Here is an 18,227-nt window from a genome sequence, read left to right as displayed (position 1 = left end):
CGACGGCGTTACTCAAGCGGGGCTATGGGCGGGGGTCAAGCCACCGAACCTGACGGCGACCGCCGGTCAGGGCTCGGTCCAGCCGCGGGCGTGGAGCTCGAGGCCGGCCCGGGGGTCGGCGGCGAAGCCGAGGGTGATGGTCTCGCGGCCGCCGGCGGGGACGTAGTCGAGCGTGGCGGCGGCGGTCTCGTCGCCGAGCCGGCCCTCGATCTCGACGGCGGCGGCGGTGGTCGGGCCGGTGTTGCGCACCTCGATCTCGGCCCGCCACCGGCCGGGGCCGCCGTGCACCGCCTGCAGGGTCGGTTCGATCACCGGCGGGCCGCCGGCGGACAGGCCCTCGCGCAGGATGATCGCCAGGACGGCGAGGGTCAGCAGCAGGCCGAGGCCGCCCATGATCCATTCGAGGACCGGCGGGCGCGTATGCGGGGCGGCTTTCTTCGGCATGATCAGACCAGCAGCCGGGCGGCGGCGGCGCCGACCGAGCCGGGGAAGGCGAGGACGACGGCGGCGTCGACGATCTCGGTCAGGCCGTGACCGTCGGTGCGCCCGAACACCCACAGCACATAGAGGCTGACCAGCAGCACGAGGCCGTAGCCGGCCAGGGTGTAGTGGAAGAAGGCCGTGACCGGATGGCCCTGCTCCTCCTGGCCGGCGAAACCGGCGCGGTAGACGATGGCGTGCATGACGGCGAGGGAGACGGCGATCAGGGCCAGGGCGTGCCACGGCGTCATCCGGTAGGCGATCAGGATCATCTCCTCCGTCGGGGCGAGGTTGAGGACGAGGAACAGGGCCCCGGCGACCATCAGGAACAACTCGCCGAGATAGCGGGCCTCGTCCTCATCGCCGTCGCCGCGCCCGGCGCTGAGCTGACGCCGGGCCAGCAGGGCGCCCATGGCCCCGGCCACGGCCTGCAGGGCGATCTGGCCGACCGGGTGGCGCAGCGGACCGTCCGCCTCGATGATGGCCATGACGGTCAGCAGCACGGCGGCGGTCAGATAGCCGACGGCCAGGGCGACGAAGGTGTCGAGCACGGCGTGGACGAGGCCGTGATGGCGATGGCTGAAGCCGGCGAAGAAGGCGAGGCCGACCAGCAGCGGCACGGCGGCGACGAGGAAGACGGCGAGCCGGGCCGGGTGCAGGGTGAAGCCGAACCACCACATCTCCATGGTCATCAGCAGCGGCAGGCTGAACAGCAGGGCGCCGCCGAAGGCGCGGCCGAGGTCGCGGGCGTAGGCGGTTTCGCGGCGCGGCTGGAGGGCGGCGGGGCTCATGGATACGGCAACGCCTGAGCCGACGGTCCGCTCCCGGGTAGGGGCTTGGGCCACTACGCAATGGGCGCGGGCTACTCCGGGAAGGCGACCAGCAGGGCGTCGAGCGCCGTCTCGATCCGGGCCCAGCCGGCCTCGTCGAGGGCCACGCCGCCGACCCCGGGCCGGGTTCCGCCGGACAGGGCGAGGTGCTGGACGGCGGCCAGCAGCACGGCGTTGATGGCCACCGCGTCGCCGGCGGGCGGGGTGCGCAGCCGGGGCCGGCGCTCGCGCATCCACGCCTGCAGCACGGCCGAGCGCTCGGCCTCGATGCGGTTGAGCAGGGGCGAGGACTCGACCAGGGCCCAGGCCATCAGGCGCAGGGTCAGGGGGCTGGCCCTGAGCGCGCCGAGCCAGGCGGTCAGGCTCTCGTGGGCGAAGGCGCGCAGCGACTCGGTCCCGGAGGCGGGGACGGCGTCGAGCGAACGGACCAGCGAGGCGTGGGCGCGGGCGGCGATGCGCTCGACCGCCCCGTCGACGCCGTCGAAATAACGGTACACCAGCTTCCGATCGCAGCCGGCCTCGGCGGCGAGGGTCTGGACATTGAGGCCGGGGAAGCCGTCGCGCAGCAGGATGCGCTCGCCGGCCTCGACGATGAGGGCCTCGGTGGCGGAGCGGTCGCGCAGGCGGGCGGGGGCGGCAGGCGATTCGGCCATGCCTCAGCATCACGCCATGGAGGCGGGGCGGCAAGGGAGGGATTGGGGATTGGGGATGAGGGATTAGGGATTAGGGAAGCGAGCGAACGGGACGAGGCCTAATCCCTCATCCCTAATCCCTGTGTCCAGATAAGGTGCGGCCCGGCCTGCGTCGGGGGGGCGTGGCAGAGGCCGGGCCGCGGGTGGACTAGTCGAGCGCGCATCGCCGCTTGGTCCGAGCGATAAACATCACGCGGTGCGTTCGGTTCCGGACGGTGGGCGAACTTTTCTCGTTTCAGGCGCGCGCTTGGGCGGGGGCGGCGATCGCGCTAGGGACGGAAGGCATCAAGGAGCCCTTCGTCATGCACCTCGCCCGCTTTCCCCGCATCCGTCTCGCCCACCTGCCGACGCCGCTGGAGCCCCTGCCGCGACTGTCGGAGGAACTGGGCGTCGACCTGTGGATCAAGCGTGACGATTGCACCGGTCTGGCCGGCGGCGGCAACAAGACGCGCAAGCTGGAATTCCTGCTCGGCGAGGCCTTCGAGCAGGAGGCCGACACCCTGGTGACCCAGGGGGCGGTGCAGTCGAACCACGTGCGCCAGACGGCGGCCGCGGCGGCGGCGCACGGGCTGGCCTGCGAGGTCATCCTGGAAGAGCGGACCGGGTCGAAGGCGCACGACTATGTGGCCAACGGAAACGTGCTGCTGGACCGGCTGTTCGGGGCCGGGGTGCGGTTCGCGGCCGGCGGATCGGACATGCCGGCGGAATTGGAGCGGACGGCCGCCGAGGTGCGGGCCCGGAGCGGGAAACCGTATGTGATCCCGGGCGGCGGCTCGAACCCGGTGGGGGCGCTGGGCTATGTCGACTGCGCGCGCGAGATCGTGGTCGGGGCCGACGAACTGGACCTGCGGGTCGACCGCATCGTCACCGCGACGGGCAGCGCAGGGACGCATGCCGGTCTGGTGGCCGGGCTGGCGGTGATGGGGGCGGACATCCCGGTGCTGGGCATCGGGGTGCGGGCGCCGCGGCCGAAGCAGGAGGAGATGGTGCTAAAGCTGGCGCGCGAGACGGCGGCGCTGCTGGGACGGCCGGAGGCGGTGACCGCGGATATGGTGGTCGCGGATTGCGACTATGTCGGCGAGGGCTACGGCCTCGTCGACGACGGTGTGATCGAAGCGCTGAAGCTGGCGGCGCGGACCGACGGCATCGTGCTGGACCCGGTCTACAGCGGCAAGGCGATGAAAGGGCTGATCGCGCTGGCGCGGAAGGGCGCGTTCAGGGGCGAGACGGTGGTGTTCCTGCACACCGGCGGGGCGCAGGGGCTGTTCGGGTATGAGAGCGAAATCGCCCGCACCTTGTAGGCCGCCCAACCGGATTCGAGGTTGTCGACAGTCCTCGACGCCACGACCTCATCCCGCCGGCCGGATCACTCGGACCGATCAGCCCGCGGGGTGCGCGCCAGGTGGGCGCGGTACATCCGCGCAAAGGCGAGGCTCGTGTCCGCGGTCGGGCCCAGCGGGTTCGCCTGCGTCCCCTCGCATATCCACCGGACGACGTCCCAGGATGCGCCGTCCACCCAGTAGTCCGCGATGCCTTCGAACTCGCTCAGCTTGCGTCCACGGGCGTCAAAGTCCGCATGGCCCAGCGAGTGGGAGTACCGGCTGCCGCACCGGACCTCTATCCGCTGTTCCGTATAAGCGGACTCGCCCGGTTCCGATTGTGCGGGGACGCTGAGAAGCCACAGAACGCGGGGCGGCTCGTCGGCGGTTGCGGCGGCCAGATACTGCCCCGGCGGGACGCTCACCGCGGTCGCCATCTCGTCGCCATACTCGAAGGCTCGCCAAGGCGCCCACCGGTCCTGGGCATGGAGCGGGCCAGCGAACGCCAGGGTCAGGATGACGACGGCCGGAGCCGCAATGGTCTGTCGTATACGAAACATGGTGGCGGAACCCCTTTCGGTCGCCGCTTCCAGACCGGAGCGCGGAGCCGACGTTTCGGAAGGGGCCTCGTCCCGCGGTTCGCTGTCAAGCTTACCGTTTCTGATGCCGTTCCATTCAGAGGGCCGTTTCCACCCGTAGCGGACGATACGCCGCTACCCCGCCCCCGCCGCGATCTGCATCATCACCAGCCCCGTGAACCACGCCGCCGCCGTGCCGATGATGTAGCCGACCACGGCCAGCAGGACGCCGACCGGGGCCAGCGAGGGATGGAAGGCGGCGGCGGCGACGGGGGCGCTGGCGGCGCCGCCGATGTTGGCCATGGAGCCGACGCCGAGGAAGAAGCTGGGCGCGCGGATCAGGAAGGCCATGCCGATCATCAGGGCCACGTGGATCAGCATCCAGACGCCGCCGATCAGGAAGTAGGCCGGCGAGTCGAGCACGGCGCCGATGTTCATGTTGAGGCCGACGGTGGCGACCAGCACATAGACCAGCAGCGAACCGACCTTGGCCGCGCCGGCGCCCTGCAGCCTGCGGGCGCCGGTGAAGGACAGAACGACGCCGACGATGGTGGCGACCAGCACCAGCCAGAAGAAGCTGGAGTCGAGCGACAGCCGCTGGGCGATCGGGACATGGGCGCCGAACCACGCCGACAGCGGATCGGCGATGGCGTGTGACAGGCCGACCGCGCCGAAGCCGACGCCGAAGATCAGCACCAGGTCCTTGAGGACGGGGATGCGGGCGTGCTCGACCTCATAGGCCTCGGCCTTCTCGCGCACCCGGTCGACGGCCGAGACGTCGGCGCGGAGGATCCGGTCGACCTTCTTCTGGTTGGCGGCGATCCACAGCACGCAGGCCATCCAGACGTTGGCGACGAGGACGTCGACGGCGATCCAGATCGAGAAGACGTCGGGACCGGCCTCGAAGATCTCGTACAGGGCGGTCTGGTTGGCCGAGCCGCCGATCCAGCTGCCGGCGACCGTGGCCATGCCGCGCCAGATGGCCTCGGGCCCGGCGCCCATCAGGTCGGGCGCGATCCAGCTGGTCAGCAGCAGGGCGATCGGGCCGCCGATCATCACGCCGACCGTGCCGGTGAAGAACATGATCAGCGCCTTGGGCCCGAGCCCGACGAAGGCGGGCAGGTCGGCCGACACCGTCAGCAGCACCAGGGCGGCGGGCAGCAGGAAGCGCGAGGCGATGAAATAGAGCCGCGACGTCTCGGGATCGACGACGCCGAAGGTGGTCAGCAGCGAGGGCAGGAAGTAGCAGAGCAGGATCGGCGGGAAGATGGCGTAGAAACGGCCGACCAGCTTGCTGGACAGGCTGGAGGTCCAGAACACCAGCGCCAGGATGGCGGCCAGCAGGCCGAGCACGACGGCGTCGTTGGTGATCAGGGCCGTCGCGGCCCCCGTTTCGGTCTGCATTGGCGTCCCCGCATGGTTTCGGCGCATAAGGACGACTGAAAGTCCGGTTGGCAACCCGCCGCCGGGAGCGGAGGCGATATGGGCAAGGTATTGGGCGTGCTGGGCGGCATGGGGCCGGCGGCGACGGTGGCGTTTCTGGCGCGGGTGCAGGCGCTGACGCCGGCGGTGGTCGATCACGACCACATCCGCATCCTGGCCGACATCAATCCGCAGGTGCCGGACCGGCAGCGGGCGCCGGATGCGGCCGAGGCCCGGCTGGGACAGATGGCGATGCGGCTGCGCGACGCCGGGGCCCAGGTGCTGGCCATGCCCTGCAACACCGCCCACGCCCTGACGGCCAGCATCCGCAAGGTCGGCCTGCCCTTCATCGACATGATCGCCGAGACGGCCGAGGCCGCCACGGCCGGCGGGGCCAGGAAGATCGGGGTGCTGGCCACACCGGGCGGCGAGGCGCTGTACACCCGGGCCCTGCAGGCGAAGGGGGCGAAGATCGTGCGGCTGACGGGAGCGGACCGCAACGCCATCATGGCCGGCATCAACGCGGTCAAGGCGGGCGACACCGGCGAGGCGCCGCGCGCCGAGATGCGGCGGCTGGCGGCGGCGCTGGTCGGGGCGGGGGCCGAGGTGGTCATCGCCGGCTGCACCGAGGTGCCGCTGCTGCTCGGGCCGGAGGACGTGTCGGTTCCGCTGGTGGACTCGGCCGAGGTGCTGGCGGCGGCGTGCGTCAAGGCGTGCCGGTGAGATGGCGCGGTGTTGCCTAACGGCCCGGTCCGCTCCAAACCGGAGCCGGTGAACACCCAGGCCCTGATCATCGATTGCGACCCCGGCGTGGACGACGCCGTGGCTCTGATGCTCGCGTTCGGCTCGGACGCGCTGGAGCTGCTGGCCGTCACCACGGTGGCGGGCAATGCGCCGCTGAAGAAGACCACGCGCAATGCGCTGATGCTGCGCCAGATCGCCGGGCGCGAGGACGTGCCTGTGCATGCCGGGGCGGACCGGCCGCTGCGGCGCAAGCCGGCGGGCGCCGGCGAGTTCCACGGCGAGGAGGGGCTGGGCTTCATGGCGCCGTTCCCGCCGGCGGGGCTGGTCGCCGACGGCCACGGGGTGGACGCCCTCATCAACCGGGTCATGGAGCGCGAACCGGGGACGGTGGCGCTGGCCGTGCTGGGGCCGCTGACCAACCTGGCGCTGGCGCTGCGCAAGGAGGCGGCGCTGCGGGACCGGCTGGGGCCGGTGGCGGTGATGGGCGGGGCGCGCAGCGAGGGCGGCAACATCACCGCCTCGGCCGAGTTCAACATCTGGGCCGATCCCGAAGCCGCCGACGAGGTGCTGCGCAGCGGCCTGCCGGTCACGATGTTCGGCCTCGACGCGACCCATCAGGTGCGGGCCACCGAGGCGCGGATCGCGGCGATCGCCTCCATCGGCACGCCGAAGGGCGACACGGCGGCGGCGATGATGCGGTTCTCGCAGAAGGTCGAGCGCGAGATCGTCGGCTGGGACGCGCCGCCGGTGCATGACCTCTGTCCCGTGGCGTGGCTGGCGCGGCCGGAGCTGTTCGACCTGGCGCCGTGCCGGATCGCGGTGGAGATCGGCAGCGAGCTGACGCGCGGGCATACGGCGGTGGAGTTCCGCGAGGCGGTGGCCGGGAGCCTGCCGCACCGCTGGGCGACCCGGGCGGACGCCGACGGCGTGTTCGCCCTGATCGCGGAGGCCTGCGCGTGAGGATCACCGTGGTCGGTTCGATCAATCTCGACCTGGTCGCCAGCGCGCCGCAGCTGCCGCGGGCCGGGGAGACGGTGACCGGGGCGACGCTGGCGCGGCATCCGGGGGGCAAGGGGGCCAACCAGGCGCTGGCGGCGCGGCGGCTGGGGGCCGAGGTCTGCCTGGTTGGCCGGGTCGGCGACGACGCCATGGCGGCGGAGGCGACGGCGCTGCTGGCCGCCGCCGGGGTCGACCTGTCGGAGGTGGAGGCCGACGCGGCGGCGCCGACCGGGGTGGCGCTGATCGCCGTCGATCCGTCGGGCGAGAACCAGATCGTGGTGGCGGCGGGAGCCAATCACCGGATGGCGCCGGGGCAGTTGCCGGCGCGGATCGAGGGGCCGCTGATCCTGCAGCTGGAGCTGCCGCTCGAGACGGTCGAGGCGGCGGTCGGGCGGGCCACGGACTTCGTCTGCGTCAACCTGGCCCCGGCCGGGCCGGTGTCGGACCAGCTGCTGCGCCGGGCCGACCTGATCGTGGTCAACGAGACCGAGGCGGCCTTCTACGGCGACGCGCTGCACCAGGGCGGCGGTCGGGTGGTGACGACGCTGGGGGCGAAGGGGGCGTTGATGCACCAGCGCGGGGCCGAGATCGCCCGCGCCGCGCCGCCGACGGTGACGGCGGTGGACGCGACCGGAGCCGGGGACGCCTTCGTGGGGGCGATCTGCGTGGCGCTGCTCGAGGGGATGGAGGCCGAGGCGGCGCTGAGGTTCGCCTGTGCGGCGGGGGCGCTGGCGGCGACGCGTCCGGGGGCCCAGCCGTCGCTGCCGACGCGGGCCGAGGTCGAGACCATCATTACAGCGTCGTAACTTGGGAGCCGGCGAGGCGGCTGGCAGGGTCCCGGTCCTGTTCAGACGCTGATCCCGGGGGACCGCCGACATGACCCGCACCGCCGCGCTTCTGGGGGCCTCGCTGCTGGCCCTCGCCTCTCCGTCCTTCGCCCAGACCGCGCCGATCAGCGTGCCGCCGCTCGAGTACACCCACCGCGAGCTGGCCAACGGGCTGGACGTCTACGCCATGCCGGACGCGACGGCGGGCACGGTGACGGTGACGCTGTGGTACGACGTCGGCGGCAAGGACGATCCGCAGGGCCGCTCGGGCTTCGCCCACCTGTTCGAGCACATCCTCAGCCGCAAGACGGTCAACCTGCCCTATGGCCACATCTCGACCATCGTCGAGAACGCCGGGGGGAGCCGCAACGCCTCGACCGGGCAGGACTTCACCAACTACTACGAGACGGTGCCGCCGCAGTATCTGGAGACGATGCTGTGGACCCACGCCGAACGGATGGCGCGGCCGGTGGTCGACCAGGCGGTGTTCGACGCCGAGCGCTCGATCGTCAAGGAAGAGCTGCGCCAGCGCGTGCTGGCCCCGCCCTACGGCCGGTTCGGCCGGTTCGTGATCGGCGACAACAGCTTCGACGAGAGCATCTACCGGCGCAGCGTGATCGGTTCGATCGAGGAGCTGGATTCGGCGCGGATCGAGGATGCGCGGGCGTTCCACGAGGCCTATTACCGCCCGGCCACGGCGACGATGATCGTGTCGGGCAATTTCGATCCGGCTCAGCTGGACCGATGGGTCGACCAGTATTTCGCCGGCATCCGCAATCCGGACCGGCCGGTGCCGGTGCTGGAGCGGCCGGTGGAGACGCCGCGCACCCAGCCGCGGCTGGTCGAGGCCTATGCGCCCAACGTCCCGCTGCCCGCCGTCGGCGTCATCTGGCCGGGCGTGTCGGCGTCCCATCCCGATGCGGCGGCGCTGGAGGTGATGTCGGCCATCCTGTCGCGCGGCGAGAGCTCGCGGCTGCACCAGGCGCTGGTCTATCGCAGCCAGCTGGCGGCCAATACGGACATCGGCGTCGATACGATGGAGGAGGACGGCTCGATCGTCGCCACCGCCATCGTGGCCCAGGGCAAGGCCATCGCCGATGTCGAGGCGGCGCTGGACGCCGAGGTGGCGCGCATCCGCGACGAGCCGGTGACCGAGGCCGAGCTGGCAGAGGCCAAGACCGAGATCGTGGCCGGCGAGCTGCGCCAGCGCGAGACCGCCTCGGGCCGGGCCTTCATTCTGGGCCGGGCCATCGTCAGCGAGAACGACCCGAAGGCGCCGGACGAGAACCTGGCGGCGCTCCAGGCGGTGACCGCGGCCGACGTCCAACGGGTGGCGCGGACGTATCTGAACGATCAGGCGCGGGTGTCGGTACGCTATCAGGATGAGAGCGCGCGCCCGGCCGGCGTGCCGGAAGACAGCTGGCGCAACCCGGCCCCGGTCCCGACCTTCGTGACCGTGCCGCCGGCCATCCTGCCGCCGAACGAACTGTTGCCGGAAGGCCAGCGGATGGCGCCGCCGGCGCTCGGCGAGGTGCGCGCGATGGCGACGCCGCGGGTGATGGAGCGGACCCTGCCGAACGGCCTGCGGGTCATCGTGGCCAGGTCAACCGACCTGCCGATCATGAACGCCCAACTGGTCATCGCCGGCGGGGCGGCCGCGGATCCGGCGGACCGGCCGGGCCTGGCCGCGATGACGGCCAACCTCGCCTCGCAGGGCGCGGGCGGACGCTCGGCGCCCGAGATCGCGCGAACGCTGGAGGCTCTCGGGGCGAGCATCGGCGGCGGGGCCGGGTCGGACGCGACCCAGCTGTCCGTCTCAGCGCCGTCGGCCTCGGCCGAGGCGGTGGGGGCGGTGCTGGCCGACGTGGTGCGGCGCCCCGACTTCGCCGAGGCCGAGGTGGCGCGCAGCCGGACCCAGGCGGTCAACGCCCTCAGGGTCAACCTGCGCCAGCCCGGACCGCTGGCTTCGCTGGTGCTGAACCGGCTGGTGTATGGGGCCGCGCCCTACGGCGCGCCCAGCTCGGGCACGCCGGACTCGGTCGCCGCCCTGACCCGCGACGAGATCGTCGCCTTCCACGACCGTTGGTGGCGGCCGGACAACGCCGCCCTGATCATCACCGGCGGCATGGAGCCGGAAGCCGCCTTCGCCTTCGCCGAAACGACCCTGGGCGGCTGGGAGCGGCCCTCCACACCGACCCCGACCGTGACCGGTCGGGCCGGGACGGCGACGGCGCCGCGGGTGGTGGTGGTCGACCTGCCCGGTGCGGGCCAGGCGGCGGTGACGGCGGCGGTGCGTGGACCGCGCCGCGCCGACCCTGCCTACTATCCGCTGGCCGTGGCCAACGCGGTCATGGGATCGGGCCAGGACGGGCGGCTGTTCCAGGAGATCCGGGCCAAGCGCGGGCTCAGCTACGGGGCCTATTCGACCCTGGTCGCGCGAGCCGAGGGCGGCGCCCTGATCGCCTCGACCCAGACCAAGAACGAGAGCGCCGCCGAGGTCGTCGCCCTCGTGCTGGCCGAGTTCGATCGGCTGGGGCGCGAACCGGTCGACGCCCAGGCCGTCACCGATCGGGAGACCTTCATCACCGGCGGTTTCTCGCGCGCCCTGGAGACGACCGGCGGCCTCGGCGGGGTGCTGGCCGGCGCGGTCACCGACGGCCTGCCGCTGGGCGAGATCGAGACCTATCCGGAGACGATCGCCGCCACCACGCCCGACAGTCTGCGGGCGGCCGCGCAGGCGGTCAGTTCGGAGCAGGCCTATGTGGTCGTGGTCGGAGAGTCGTCGATGTTCATCGACGCCCTGCGGGCCGTGCATCCGGACCTGGTGGTTGTCCCGGCCGCCGAGCTGGACCTGAACAGCCCGACGCTTGGGCTGTAGGGGGCGGCTTCCATTTTCCTTCCCGCGCCTTCGGCGTGGGGAGGAAAGATCAGCGCATCCCTGAAGTCTGGCGGCGCCGACCGGGGGTGGTTACCGCGCCCGGAAGGCCGTGATGGCCTCGACCGTCTTGCGCACCTGCGCCTCGATTCCCGCCCAGTCGCCGGCCTTCACCGCGGCGTCGGTGACCAGTTTCGAGCCCATGCCGGCGGCGACGATGCCGGCGCCGAACCATTTCGCGATCGAGGCCTCGTCGGGATCGACGCCGCCGGTCGGCATGATCTTCGTCCACGGCATGGGCCCGAGCACCGCCTTGACGAAGTCGGGGCCGCCGACACTGGCGCCGGGGAACAGTTTGACGATGTCGCAGCCCAGCTCGTGGGCCTGGCCGATCTCGGTGACCGAACCGCAGCCGGGGAAGTAGGCCGTCATGCGCCGGTTGCAGACGCGGGCGACTTCGGGGACGAGGCAGGGGCTGACCACGAAGCGGGCGCCGCGGTTGAGGTAGAGGGCGGCCGTGCCGGCGTCGACCACCGAGCCGATGCCGAGGATGACGTCCGGGTCGGTCTTCTGCAGCTCGCGGGCGATGTCGCCGAACAGGTCGACGGCGAAGTCGCCGCGGTTGGTGAATTCGATGGCCCTGGCGCCGCCGCGGGCGCAGGCGCGGATGACGTTGAGGCAGACCTCGGGGTCGGCGTGGTAGAAGACGGGGGCCACGCCCTGCGCTTCGAGGGCGGTGAGGACGGCGAGGCGGTCGTGGCGCATGGAAGTCTCCCTGGTCGATCCTGACTCGGCCGGACGATCGGGCGCGTCAAGGGAGCCGCCTTCAAACCGTGTGAACGGCGTTCGGAACCGAACGGGGGTCAGGCGGCTTCTTCCGCCCATGGTCGCCACCTTGCTGACACTTTTGCTGACGGCGTCGCCGCAGGAAGCGCCGGTCGCCGTCCCGCCCGCGGAACCGGATATCAGCCTGTCGATCACCGCCCGGGCGGACGAAGTGCGCTGGCGACAGGTCGGCAGCGTGTCGGTGCGGGCGTGGAGCGAGCCGTCCGGGACGATCGTCGAGGAGAACCTGACCACCGGCCTGCCCCGGCCGATCCCGGGCCAGCGCACCTTCCGCGACGTCGAATGGCGACTGCGCGGCGAGGCGACGATCGCCGCGCCCGAGCCCCGGATCGAGATCGAGGCCGGCCCGGCGGCCCCCGCAACCGAGACACCCCAAGGAGACCCCGAATGAAGCTGTTGCTGACGGGCGGCGCCGCCGCCGCCCTGCTGTTCGCCGCCGGAGCGGCCACCGCCCAGTCGTCTCCGCCCTCGCAGGTCCCGCCCGTGGCGCCCCTGTCGGCGGCGTCGCAACCGCAGACGCCGGAGGAGATCGCGGCCGAGCCCGATGTGCTGCTGGATGTGCCCAACCTGTCGGTCGAGGAGATCACCATCGAGGTCGAGAACCTCGAGGCGCATCTGGCGCTGGAGGCGCGGCTGGCCAACCTGCTGTTCCTCAAGGCCGGGGCCGACGTTTCGGTCGATAACGTCAAGATCACCATCAAAGGCGTCGAGGCGCAGGTGTTGCTGAAGGTGCGGCTGGACAATGTGAAGCAGATCATCGACCGGACGCTGACCACGATCGACCGCAATCCCGAGATCCTCGAACGGCTGCTGACCACGGTGGACAACACCGTCGGCACGGTCGGCGACGTCGCCAACACCACGCTGCAGCCCGGCGGCGTGGTCGACAATACGGTCGGAACCGTCGGCCAGGTGGCCGGCGAGGCCATCCCGCCGCGCCAGTGATCCCGTTTCGCAACCCCAGAAGGAGCCTTCCATGAACACCCTGACCCGACTGGTCGTCGCCGCGGCCCTCGTCGCCGCGCCGCTGGCCGCCTGCACGCAGCAGGAAGCCGACAACGCCGCGGACACGGCCGAGAACGCCGGCGCCGAGGTGGCGGACACCGCCGGCGACGCCGCAGATGCCACGCGCGACGCCGCCGTGAACGTGGCGGACGAGACCCGCGACACGGTCGACGACGCCACGACCACGACTGAGGAGACGACCGTCCGGGCCGGCGACGATGGGCTGGAGGTGCGCAATACGGAGACGCAGCGGTAGAATCCGCAGACGACCCGACAGGACGGGCCGCTCCGGGGGGCGGCCCGTTTCGCGTTCAGCCGGCGTTCGCCAGCGCCGCGATCCGCTTCACCAGTGCGCTGTCCTTGTCGAACAGCGGGTCGAGCACGGTGAAATGGTTGAGGCCGGGTAGGGCTTGATAGCGGGTCTCGACGCCGCGGGCGCCCCACAGGTCGGCCATCATCTTCGACTGGCGCAGGAACTCCGGGCTTTCGTCGCCGCCGACGACGCAGTCGAGCACCGTGCCGCCGGGGGTGGAGCCGTTGGGGACGGGCCAGTGGATGGGGCTGAGGGCGGCGGCCTCGGCCTCGTCGAGGCGCAGGGCGACGTTGAGCGAGGTCGGGATCAGGGGGGCGAGGTCGAAGACGCCGCTGATGGCCACCGCGGCCGAGGCGCGGGCCTCGGACAGCATGCAGGCCGCCATGTGGCCGCCGGCCGAGTGGCCGAAGACGACGGGGCGGGCGCCGGTTCGCCCGCGGACCGCTTCGACGGCGGCGCGGACCTGTTGGAGGATGCGGCCGAGACGGACCGAGGGGGCGAGGTCGTAGGACGGGATGGCGAGGCTGACGCGGTGGGCCAGCAAGGCGGGAGCGAGGCCGGAGAACCAGCTGCGGTCCAGCGCCTGCCAGTAGCCGCCGTGCAGGAAGACGGCGACCGGGGTGTCGTCGCCGGCGGAGAACAGGTCCATGACCTCGCGCTCGCCGGGGCCGTAGGCGATCTCGACCGGCGTATGGGCGGCGCGGGCGGCTTCGGCGGCGGCCCGCCAGCGCAGCATGACCGCCTGATGACCGGGCACGCGGGCGCGGTTGTTGTATTCGGCCTCGAGATCGATCGCCGCTTCGCCCTTACCCGCCACGCTGTCATCCGCTAGAGGAAGCCCTCGAACCTGAGGGACCGCCGCCATGATGACCGCCATCTTCGTCTTCATCAAATGCGAGCTGGGCCACGCCAACGACGTCGCGGCGGACGTGGTCGACAACGTGGAGTACGTCTCGGAGGTCTATTCGACCTCGGGCCAGTACGACCTGCTGGCCAAGTTCCAGCTGCCCAAGGACATGGACATCGGGACCTTCGTGACCAGGTCGGTGCAGACGCGGGCGAACATCCGCGACACCTTCACGGTGATCACCTTCTCGCCGTTCCTGCCAGGCGGGAAGTAGCCGGCGAGGCTCTTGCCTGACGCAACGTCATCCGTGAGACGCTGCCGACGTGGACGCGGACGGAGATGCGCGCATGACCGATCTCGAAACCTTCCGCGCGGAGACGCGGGCGTGGCTGGAGGCGAACTGCCCGGCCGAATGCCGCGGGCCGGTGGCCAGCGACGAGGACCGGGTGTGGGGCGGGCGCAACGCCGTGTTTCCGACGCCGGCGCACAAGCTCTGGCTGGAGCGGATGGGCGCGAGGGGCTGGACCGCGCCGGAGTGGCCAAAGGCCTACGGCGGCGGCGGGCTGAGCCGGGAGGAAGCCAAGGTGCTGGCCTCGGAGATGCGCCGCCTCGACGCCCAGGCGCCGCTGGCCAGTTTCGGCGTGTGGATGCTGGGCCCGGCCCTGCTGCAGTTCGGGACGGAAGAGCAGAAGCAGCGCTTCCTGCCCGAGATCGTCCGGGGGGAAATCCGCTGGTGCCAGGGCTATAGCGAGCCGGGGGCGGGGTCGGACCTGGCGGCGATCCAGACGCGGGCGGAGGACCGGGGCGACCACTGGATCGTCAACGGCCAGAAGGTGTGGACCAGCTACGCCGACAAGGCGGACTGGATCTTCTGTCTGGTGCGGACCGATCCGGAGGCGCCCAAGCATCTGGGCATTTCGTTCGTGCTGTTCGACATGGCGACGCAGGGGGTCAGCACGCGGCCGATCACCCTGATCAGCGGCAAGAGCCCGTTCTGCGAGACCTTCTTCGACGACGTGAGGGTCGAGAAGGCCAATCTGGTCGGGACGCTGAACCGCGGCTGGGACGTGGCCAAACATCTGCTGGCCCATGAGCGGACCATGATCGGGGCCATGGGCGAGGTGGCCGGCGGGCGGCCGCTGGGGCAGGTGGCGACCGGTTCGATCGGGCTGGACGACGAGGGGCGGCTGGACGAACCGATGCTCCGGGCCCGGATCGCCGAGCTGGAGGTGGACGCGGCGGCCTTCCGCCTGGCCATGGAGCGGACCGGGGACCAGGTGAAGGCGGGGCAGGCCCATCCGGCCATCGCCTCGATGCTGAAATACTACGGCTCGGAGCTGAACAAGCGGCGCCATGAACTGCTGATGGCGGCGGGCGGTTCGGACGCGCTGGAGTGGGAGGGGGAGCGGTCGCGCGAGGGGGCGATGGCCCGCGACTGGCTGCGCACCAAGGCCAATTCGATCGAGGGCGGGACCAGCGAGATCCAGCTCAACATCATCGCCAAACACCTGCTGCAACTGCCGGGGGCGTGACCTGATGCCGCTGACCCTGACCGAAGAGCAGACGATGCTGAAGGAGGCCGCGGACGGCTTCCTGGGCGAGAACGCGCCGATCGCGCATCTGCGCAAGCTGCGGGACAGCCGCGATCCGGACGGCGTGTCGCGCGCGCTCTGGCGGGCGTTCGGGGAGATGGGGTTCGCGGGGGTGCTGATCCCTGAGGAACACGGCGGCTCGGGGCTGGGTGCGGTCGAGGCGGGCGTGGTGGCCGAGGCGCTGGGGCGGACGCTGACTCCGTCGCCGTTCATGGGCTCGGGGGTTCTGGCGGCGACGGTGCTGAAGGGCGGTTCGACCGGGCAGCAGGCGGCGTGGCTGCCGCGGATCGCGGCGGGCGAGGCGATCGTGGCGCTGGCCGTGGACGAGGGGCCCAAGCACGCGCCGGCGCGGATGGCGGCGACGGCGGTGCGGTCGGGCAACGGCTTCCGGCTGAACGGGACCAAGGGGTTCGTGCTGGACGGGCATGTGGCCGACGCCCTGATCGTGGCGGCGCGGACGGAGGAGGGGTTTGGGCTGTTCCTCGTCGATCCGTCCACGGACGGTGTGGCGGTCGAGCGGACGGTGATGGTCGACGCGCACAATGCGGCGCGGGTGACGATGACCGATGTCGAGGTCGACGCCGACGCGCTGATCGGGTCGGTGGAGGCCGGCGAGGCGCTGCTGGAGGGGGCGCTGAACCTGGGCCGGGCGTGTGCGGCGGCGTCTCTGACCGGGGCGGGGGACCAGGCCTTCCAGACCACGCTGGCGTATCTGCGGACGCGGAAGCAGTTCGGGAAGCTGATCGGCGAGTTCCAGGCGCTGCAACACCGGACGGCGCATCTGTTCAGCGAGATCGAGATCGCCCGGGCGGCGGTGATGGGGGCGCTGCAGGCGCTGGACGAGGGGCGCGAGAGCGCGCCGCTGGCCGTGTCGGTGGCCAAGGCCAAGGCCGGGCGGGTCGCCGAGCTGGCGGTGCAGGAGGCGGTGCAGATGCACGGCGGCGTCGGCATGACCGACGAGTTCGACGTCGGCCTGTTCATGAAACGGGTGCGGGTGCTGAACGAACTGCTGGGCGACGCCGGCTTCCATCAGGAGCGGATGGCGCGAAGCCAGGGGTTCTAGCCCGCGCGGGCGCGGCGCCCTAAACCTCTCCCACGGGAGACGACGCACCATGACGACGCGAGCCAACGCGCCTGCCTACATGCCGGGGTTCGGCAATCACTTCTCGACCGAGGCGGTGGCCGGGGCGCTGCCGGAGGGGCGGAACTCGCCGCAGCGGCATCCGCTGGGACTGTACGCCGAGCAGCTGTCGGGGACGGCGTTCACGGCGCCGCGCAGTGAGAACCGACGCTCGTGGCTGTACCGGCTGAGGCCGTCGGCGCAGCACCCGGCCTACAAGCCGTTCCGGCAGGGTCTGGTGCGGTCGGGGCCGTTCCACGAGGCGCCGCCGTCGCCGAACCGGATGCGCTGGGACCCGCTGCCCATGCCGGAGGCGCCGACCGACTGGGTCGAGGGGCTGACGACCTATGGAGGTAACGGTGATCCGGAGGCGGGTCTCGGGACCGGGATACACCTGTATGCGGCCAACCGGTCGATGACGGACCGGGTGTTCTACTGCGCCGACGGGGAGCTGCTGATCGTCCCGCAACTGGGCGAACAGGTCTTTGTCACGGAAATGGGACGCATAGACGTCCGGCCCGGCGAGATCGTGGTCATACCGCGCGGGGTGCGGTTCCGGGTCGAGTGCGGCGGGCCGATCCGGGGTTATGTCTGCGAGAACTACGGGGCCGCGTTCCGGCTGCCCGACCTTGGGCCGATCGGCTCGAACGGGCTGGCCAATCCGAGGGATTTCCAGACGCCCGTGGCCGCCTTCGAGGATGTCGACCGCCAGACAGAGTGCGTGCAGAAGTTCGGCGGGCGGCTGTGGGGCACGACCTTCGACCACAGCCCGCTGGACGTGGTCGCCTGGCACGGCAACAACGCGCCGTACAAATACGACACGGCGAAATTCAACACCATCGGAACGGTCAGCTTCGACCATCCGGATCCGTCGATCTTCACGGTGCTCACCTCGCCCAGCGACACGCCGGGGACGGCCAACGCCGACTTCGTGATCTTCCCGCCGCGCTGGATGGTGGCCGAGGACACCTTCCGGCCGCCGTGGTTCCACCGCAACGTGATGAGCGAGTTCATGGGACTGGTGCACGGCGAGTATGACGCCAAGGAAGGCGGGTTCGCGCCGGGCGGCGCCTCGCTGCACAACTGCATGAGCGGGCACGGGCCGGATCAGGCGTCCTACGACAAGGCGGTGGCGGCTGATCTCAAGCCGGTGAAGATCGAGAACACCCTGGCCTTCATGTTCGAGACGCGGGCGCCGATCCGGACCACCGAATGGGCGCAAACCAGTCCGACCATGCAGCTGGACTACGACGACGTCTGGACCGGGTTCGAGAAGGGGCGGCTGGCATGAAGCGTCTGATGATCATCGCGGCCCTGCTGGCCGCCGCCTGCCAGCCGCTGCCGGCGGAGGACGGGCTCACCGGCGCGACCGACGGGCGGGTGGTGAACGAAATCGATACGACCGACGTGCCGCCGCCGGTCCGGGTTCCCGAGACCGCCGCGGCGGCCGAGTGCCAGGCGCGCGGCGGCAGGATGCTGCCGCAGGGGCGGATGCAGACGCTGCAGTGCGTGGTCTCGTACGCCGACGCCGGCAAACGCTGCACGACCGGCGGCGACTGCCAGGGCGACTGCCGGGTCGAGGATGTGGCGGCTGCGCCGGCCGCCGGAGCCGCCGCCGTCGGCCAGTGCCAGGCCGACAGCAGCCGGTTCGGCTGCTATACCACGGTCGAGAACGGCAGGGCCGAAGCCACGATCTGCGTCGACTGAGCCGATGGGTCCGGTGACGCGCGGCGGGACG

20 protein-coding genes are annotated in these 18,227 nt (G+C 71.6%); 13 read left to right on the top strand and 7 right to left on the bottom strand.

The features are described from left to right. Window positions 1–66: 66 nt before the first annotated feature. The 3 genes from ACSQ1L_RS07090 to ACSQ1L_RS07080 form a co-directional block, all read right to left on the bottom strand. Window positions 67–444: a hypothetical protein gene (locus ACSQ1L_RS07090; protein WP_435993368.1), complete on the bottom strand. Its 378-nt coding sequence runs from the start codon at window positions 442–444 to the stop codon at window positions 67–69. A 2-nt stretch (window positions 445–446) separates the two neighbouring features. Beyond that, window positions 447–1,271 (bottom strand): TIGR02587 family membrane protein, encoded by an 825-nt coding sequence (locus ACSQ1L_RS07085; RefSeq protein WP_435993366.1) that lies wholly within the window; start codon window positions 1,269–1,271, stop codon window positions 447–449. A 71-nt stretch (window positions 1,272–1,342) separates the two neighbouring features. Further along, on the bottom strand, window positions 1,343–1,963 hold the full coding sequence (locus ACSQ1L_RS07080; protein WP_435993364.1) for a TetR/AcrR family transcriptional regulator: 621 nt from the start codon (window positions 1,961–1,963) through the stop codon (window positions 1,343–1,345). A 341-nt stretch (window positions 1,964–2,304) separates the two neighbouring features. Here ACSQ1L_RS07080 and ACSQ1L_RS07075 point away from each other — a divergent pair, with 341 nt between their 5' ends. After that, complete coding sequence (locus ACSQ1L_RS07075) at window positions 2,305–3,303, top strand: D-cysteine desulfhydrase (protein WP_435993362.1); 999 nt, start codon at window positions 2,305–2,307, stop codon at window positions 3,301–3,303. Window positions 3,304–3,368: 65 nt separating this feature from the next. Here the strand turns inward: ACSQ1L_RS07075 and ACSQ1L_RS07070 are convergent, their stop codons facing one another. Both ACSQ1L_RS07070 and ACSQ1L_RS07065 read right to left on the bottom strand, forming a co-directional pair. Continuing rightward, entirely contained in the window at window positions 3,369–3,881 is a 513-nt protein-coding gene (locus tag ACSQ1L_RS07070; protein WP_435993360.1) for a hypothetical protein, read from the bottom strand. 153 nt (window positions 3,882–4,034) lie between these two features. Continuing rightward, entirely contained in the window at window positions 4,035–5,303 is a 1,269-nt protein-coding gene (locus tag ACSQ1L_RS07065) for a DUF819 family protein (RefSeq protein WP_435993358.1), read from the bottom strand. Window positions 5,304–5,381: 78 nt separating this feature from the next. Between ACSQ1L_RS07065 and ACSQ1L_RS07060 the strand changes: the two genes are divergently transcribed. The 4 genes from ACSQ1L_RS07060 to ACSQ1L_RS07045 all read left to right on the top strand — a co-directional run bounded on the left by ACSQ1L_RS07060 (window position 5,382) and on the right by ACSQ1L_RS07045 (window position 10,769). Beyond that, window positions 5,382–6,044, top strand: a complete 663-nt coding sequence (locus ACSQ1L_RS07060; RefSeq protein ID WP_435993356.1) for an aspartate/glutamate racemase family protein — start codon at window positions 5,382–5,384, stop codon at window positions 6,042–6,044. Between the two features lie 48 nt (window positions 6,045–6,092). Beyond that, a complete protein-coding gene (locus ACSQ1L_RS07055; protein WP_435993354.1) occupies window positions 6,093–7,025 on the top strand; it encodes a nucleoside hydrolase in 933 nt (310 codons plus the stop codon). Continuing rightward, window positions 7,022–7,870 carry a ribokinase gene (locus ACSQ1L_RS07050; protein ID WP_435993352.1) on the top strand — a complete coding sequence of 283 codons (849 nt, stop codon included), beginning with the start codon at window positions 7,022–7,024 and terminating at the stop codon, window positions 7,868–7,870. The genes ACSQ1L_RS07055 and ACSQ1L_RS07050 overlap by 4 nt, the downstream gene beginning before the upstream one ends. A gap of 70 nt (window positions 7,871–7,940) precedes the next feature. Continuing rightward, the gene (locus tag ACSQ1L_RS07045) at window positions 7,941–10,769 is read left to right on the top strand and encodes a M16 family metallopeptidase (RefSeq protein WP_435993350.1); all 2,829 of its coding nucleotides are present in this window, start codon (window positions 7,941–7,943) and stop codon (window positions 10,767–10,769) included. 90 nt (window positions 10,770–10,859) lie between these two features. Here ACSQ1L_RS07045 and ACSQ1L_RS07040 read toward each other — a convergent pair whose 3' ends face one another. Beyond that, window positions 10,860–11,531, bottom strand: a complete 672-nt coding sequence (locus ACSQ1L_RS07040) for a bifunctional 4-hydroxy-2-oxoglutarate aldolase/2-dehydro-3-deoxy-phosphogluconate aldolase (RefSeq protein WP_435993348.1) — start codon at window positions 11,529–11,531, stop codon at window positions 10,860–10,862. Window positions 11,532–11,649: 118 nt separating this feature from the next. Between ACSQ1L_RS07040 and ACSQ1L_RS07035 the strand changes: the two genes are divergently transcribed. Genes ACSQ1L_RS07035 through ACSQ1L_RS07025 form a run of 3 tightly spaced genes read left to right on the top strand, consistent with a single transcriptional unit; the run spans window position 11,650 to window position 12,873 of the window. After that, complete coding sequence (locus ACSQ1L_RS07035) at window positions 11,650–12,003, top strand: hypothetical protein (protein ID WP_435993346.1); 354 nt, start codon at window positions 11,650–11,652, stop codon at window positions 12,001–12,003. Continuing rightward, window positions 12,000–12,557 (top strand): hypothetical protein, encoded by a 558-nt coding sequence (locus ACSQ1L_RS07030; RefSeq protein WP_435993344.1) that lies wholly within the window; start codon window positions 12,000–12,002, stop codon window positions 12,555–12,557. Before ACSQ1L_RS07035 ends, ACSQ1L_RS07030 begins: the two co-directional genes overlap by 4 nt. A gap of 31 nt (window positions 12,558–12,588) precedes the next feature. After that, a complete protein-coding gene (locus ACSQ1L_RS07025; protein WP_435993342.1) occupies window positions 12,589–12,873 on the top strand; it encodes a hypothetical protein in 285 nt (94 codons plus the stop codon). Window positions 12,874–12,928: 55 nt separating this feature from the next. Here the strand turns inward: ACSQ1L_RS07025 and ACSQ1L_RS07020 are convergent, their stop codons facing one another. After that, entirely contained in the window at window positions 12,929–13,747 is an 819-nt protein-coding gene (locus ACSQ1L_RS07020; protein WP_435993340.1) for an alpha/beta hydrolase, read from the bottom strand. A 46-nt stretch (window positions 13,748–13,793) separates the two neighbouring features. Between ACSQ1L_RS07020 and ACSQ1L_RS07015 the strand changes: the two genes are divergently transcribed. From ACSQ1L_RS07015 to ACSQ1L_RS06995, 5 genes are all read left to right on the top strand, one after another. After that, entirely contained in the window at window positions 13,794–14,051 is a 258-nt protein-coding gene (locus ACSQ1L_RS07015; RefSeq protein WP_435993338.1) for an Lrp/AsnC ligand binding domain-containing protein, read from the top strand. A gap of 73 nt (window positions 14,052–14,124) precedes the next feature. After that, window positions 14,125–15,309, top strand: coding sequence for an acyl-CoA dehydrogenase family protein (locus tag ACSQ1L_RS07010; RefSeq protein ID WP_435993336.1), 1,185 nt, complete (start codon window positions 14,125–14,127; stop codon window positions 15,307–15,309). A gap of 4 nt (window positions 15,310–15,313) precedes the next feature. Continuing rightward, on the top strand, window positions 15,314–16,432 hold the full coding sequence (locus ACSQ1L_RS07005) for an acyl-CoA dehydrogenase family protein (protein WP_435993334.1): 1,119 nt from the start codon (window positions 15,314–15,316) through the stop codon (window positions 16,430–16,432). A 49-nt stretch (window positions 16,433–16,481) separates the two neighbouring features. Beyond that, window positions 16,482–17,780 carry a homogentisate 1,2-dioxygenase gene (hmgA, locus tag ACSQ1L_RS07000; RefSeq protein ID WP_435993332.1) on the top strand — a complete coding sequence of 433 codons (1,299 nt, stop codon included), beginning with the start codon at window positions 16,482–16,484 and terminating at the stop codon, window positions 17,778–17,780. Further along, window positions 17,777–18,196, top strand: coding sequence for a hypothetical protein (locus ACSQ1L_RS06995; protein ID WP_435993330.1), 420 nt, complete (start codon window positions 17,777–17,779; stop codon window positions 18,194–18,196). The genes hmgA and ACSQ1L_RS06995 overlap by 4 nt, the downstream gene beginning before the upstream one ends. Window positions 18,197–18,227 lie beyond the last annotated feature (31 nt).

Origin of the sequence: Brevundimonas sp. LjRoot202, assembly GCF_964253355.1 — a bacterium.
Classification (GTDB): Bacteria; Pseudomonadota; Alphaproteobacteria; order Caulobacterales; family Caulobacteraceae; genus Brevundimonas.
Note: the sequence above shows the minus strand (reverse complement) of the source record. Positions and strands in the feature narration are given on the sequence as shown.

Coding starts and splice junctions, on each gene's coding strand:
- ACSQ1L_RS07090 (WP_435993368.1), bottom strand. CDS start 444: ATGCCGAAGAAAGCCGCCCCGCATACGCGCCCGCCGGTCCTCGAATGG.
- ACSQ1L_RS07085 (WP_435993366.1), bottom strand. CDS start 1,271: ATGAGCCCCGCCGCCCTCCAGCCGCGCCGCGAAACCGCCTACGCCCGC.
- ACSQ1L_RS07080 (WP_435993364.1), bottom strand. CDS start 1,963: ATGGCCGAATCGCCTGCCGCCCCCGCCCGCCTGCGCGACCGCTCCGCC.
- ACSQ1L_RS07075 (WP_435993362.1), top strand. CDS start 2,305: ATGCACCTCGCCCGCTTTCCCCGCATCCGTCTCGCCCACCTGCCGACG.
- ACSQ1L_RS07070 (WP_435993360.1), bottom strand. CDS start 3,881: ATGTTTCGTATACGACAGACCATTGCGGCTCCGGCCGTCGTCATCCTG.
- ACSQ1L_RS07065 (WP_435993358.1), bottom strand. CDS start 5,303: ATGCAGACCGAAACGGGGGCCGCGACGGCCCTGATCACCAACGACGCC.
- ACSQ1L_RS07060 (WP_435993356.1), top strand. CDS start 5,382: ATGGGCAAGGTATTGGGCGTGCTGGGCGGCATGGGGCCGGCGGCGACG.
- ACSQ1L_RS07045 (WP_435993350.1), top strand. CDS start 7,941: ATGACCCGCACCGCCGCGCTTCTGGGGGCCTCGCTGCTGGCCCTCGCC.
- ACSQ1L_RS07040 (WP_435993348.1), bottom strand. CDS start 11,531: ATGCGCCACGACCGCCTCGCCGTCCTCACCGCCCTCGAAGCGCAGGGC.
- ACSQ1L_RS07035 (WP_435993346.1), top strand. CDS start 11,650: ATGGTCGCCACCTTGCTGACACTTTTGCTGACGGCGTCGCCGCAGGAA.
- ACSQ1L_RS07030 (WP_435993344.1), top strand. CDS start 12,000: ATGAAGCTGTTGCTGACGGGCGGCGCCGCCGCCGCCCTGCTGTTCGCC.
- ACSQ1L_RS07025 (WP_435993342.1), top strand. CDS start 12,589: ATGAACACCCTGACCCGACTGGTCGTCGCCGCGGCCCTCGTCGCCGCG.
- ACSQ1L_RS07015 (WP_435993338.1), top strand. CDS start 13,794: ATGATGACCGCCATCTTCGTCTTCATCAAATGCGAGCTGGGCCACGCC.
- ACSQ1L_RS07010 (WP_435993336.1), top strand. CDS start 14,125: ATGACCGATCTCGAAACCTTCCGCGCGGAGACGCGGGCGTGGCTGGAG.
- ACSQ1L_RS07005 (WP_435993334.1), top strand. CDS start 15,314: ATGCCGCTGACCCTGACCGAAGAGCAGACGATGCTGAAGGAGGCCGCG.
- hmgA (WP_435993332.1), top strand. CDS start 16,482: ATGACGACGCGAGCCAACGCGCCTGCCTACATGCCGGGGTTCGGCAAT.
- ACSQ1L_RS06995 (WP_435993330.1), top strand. CDS start 17,777: ATGAAGCGTCTGATGATCATCGCGGCCCTGCTGGCCGCCGCCTGCCAG.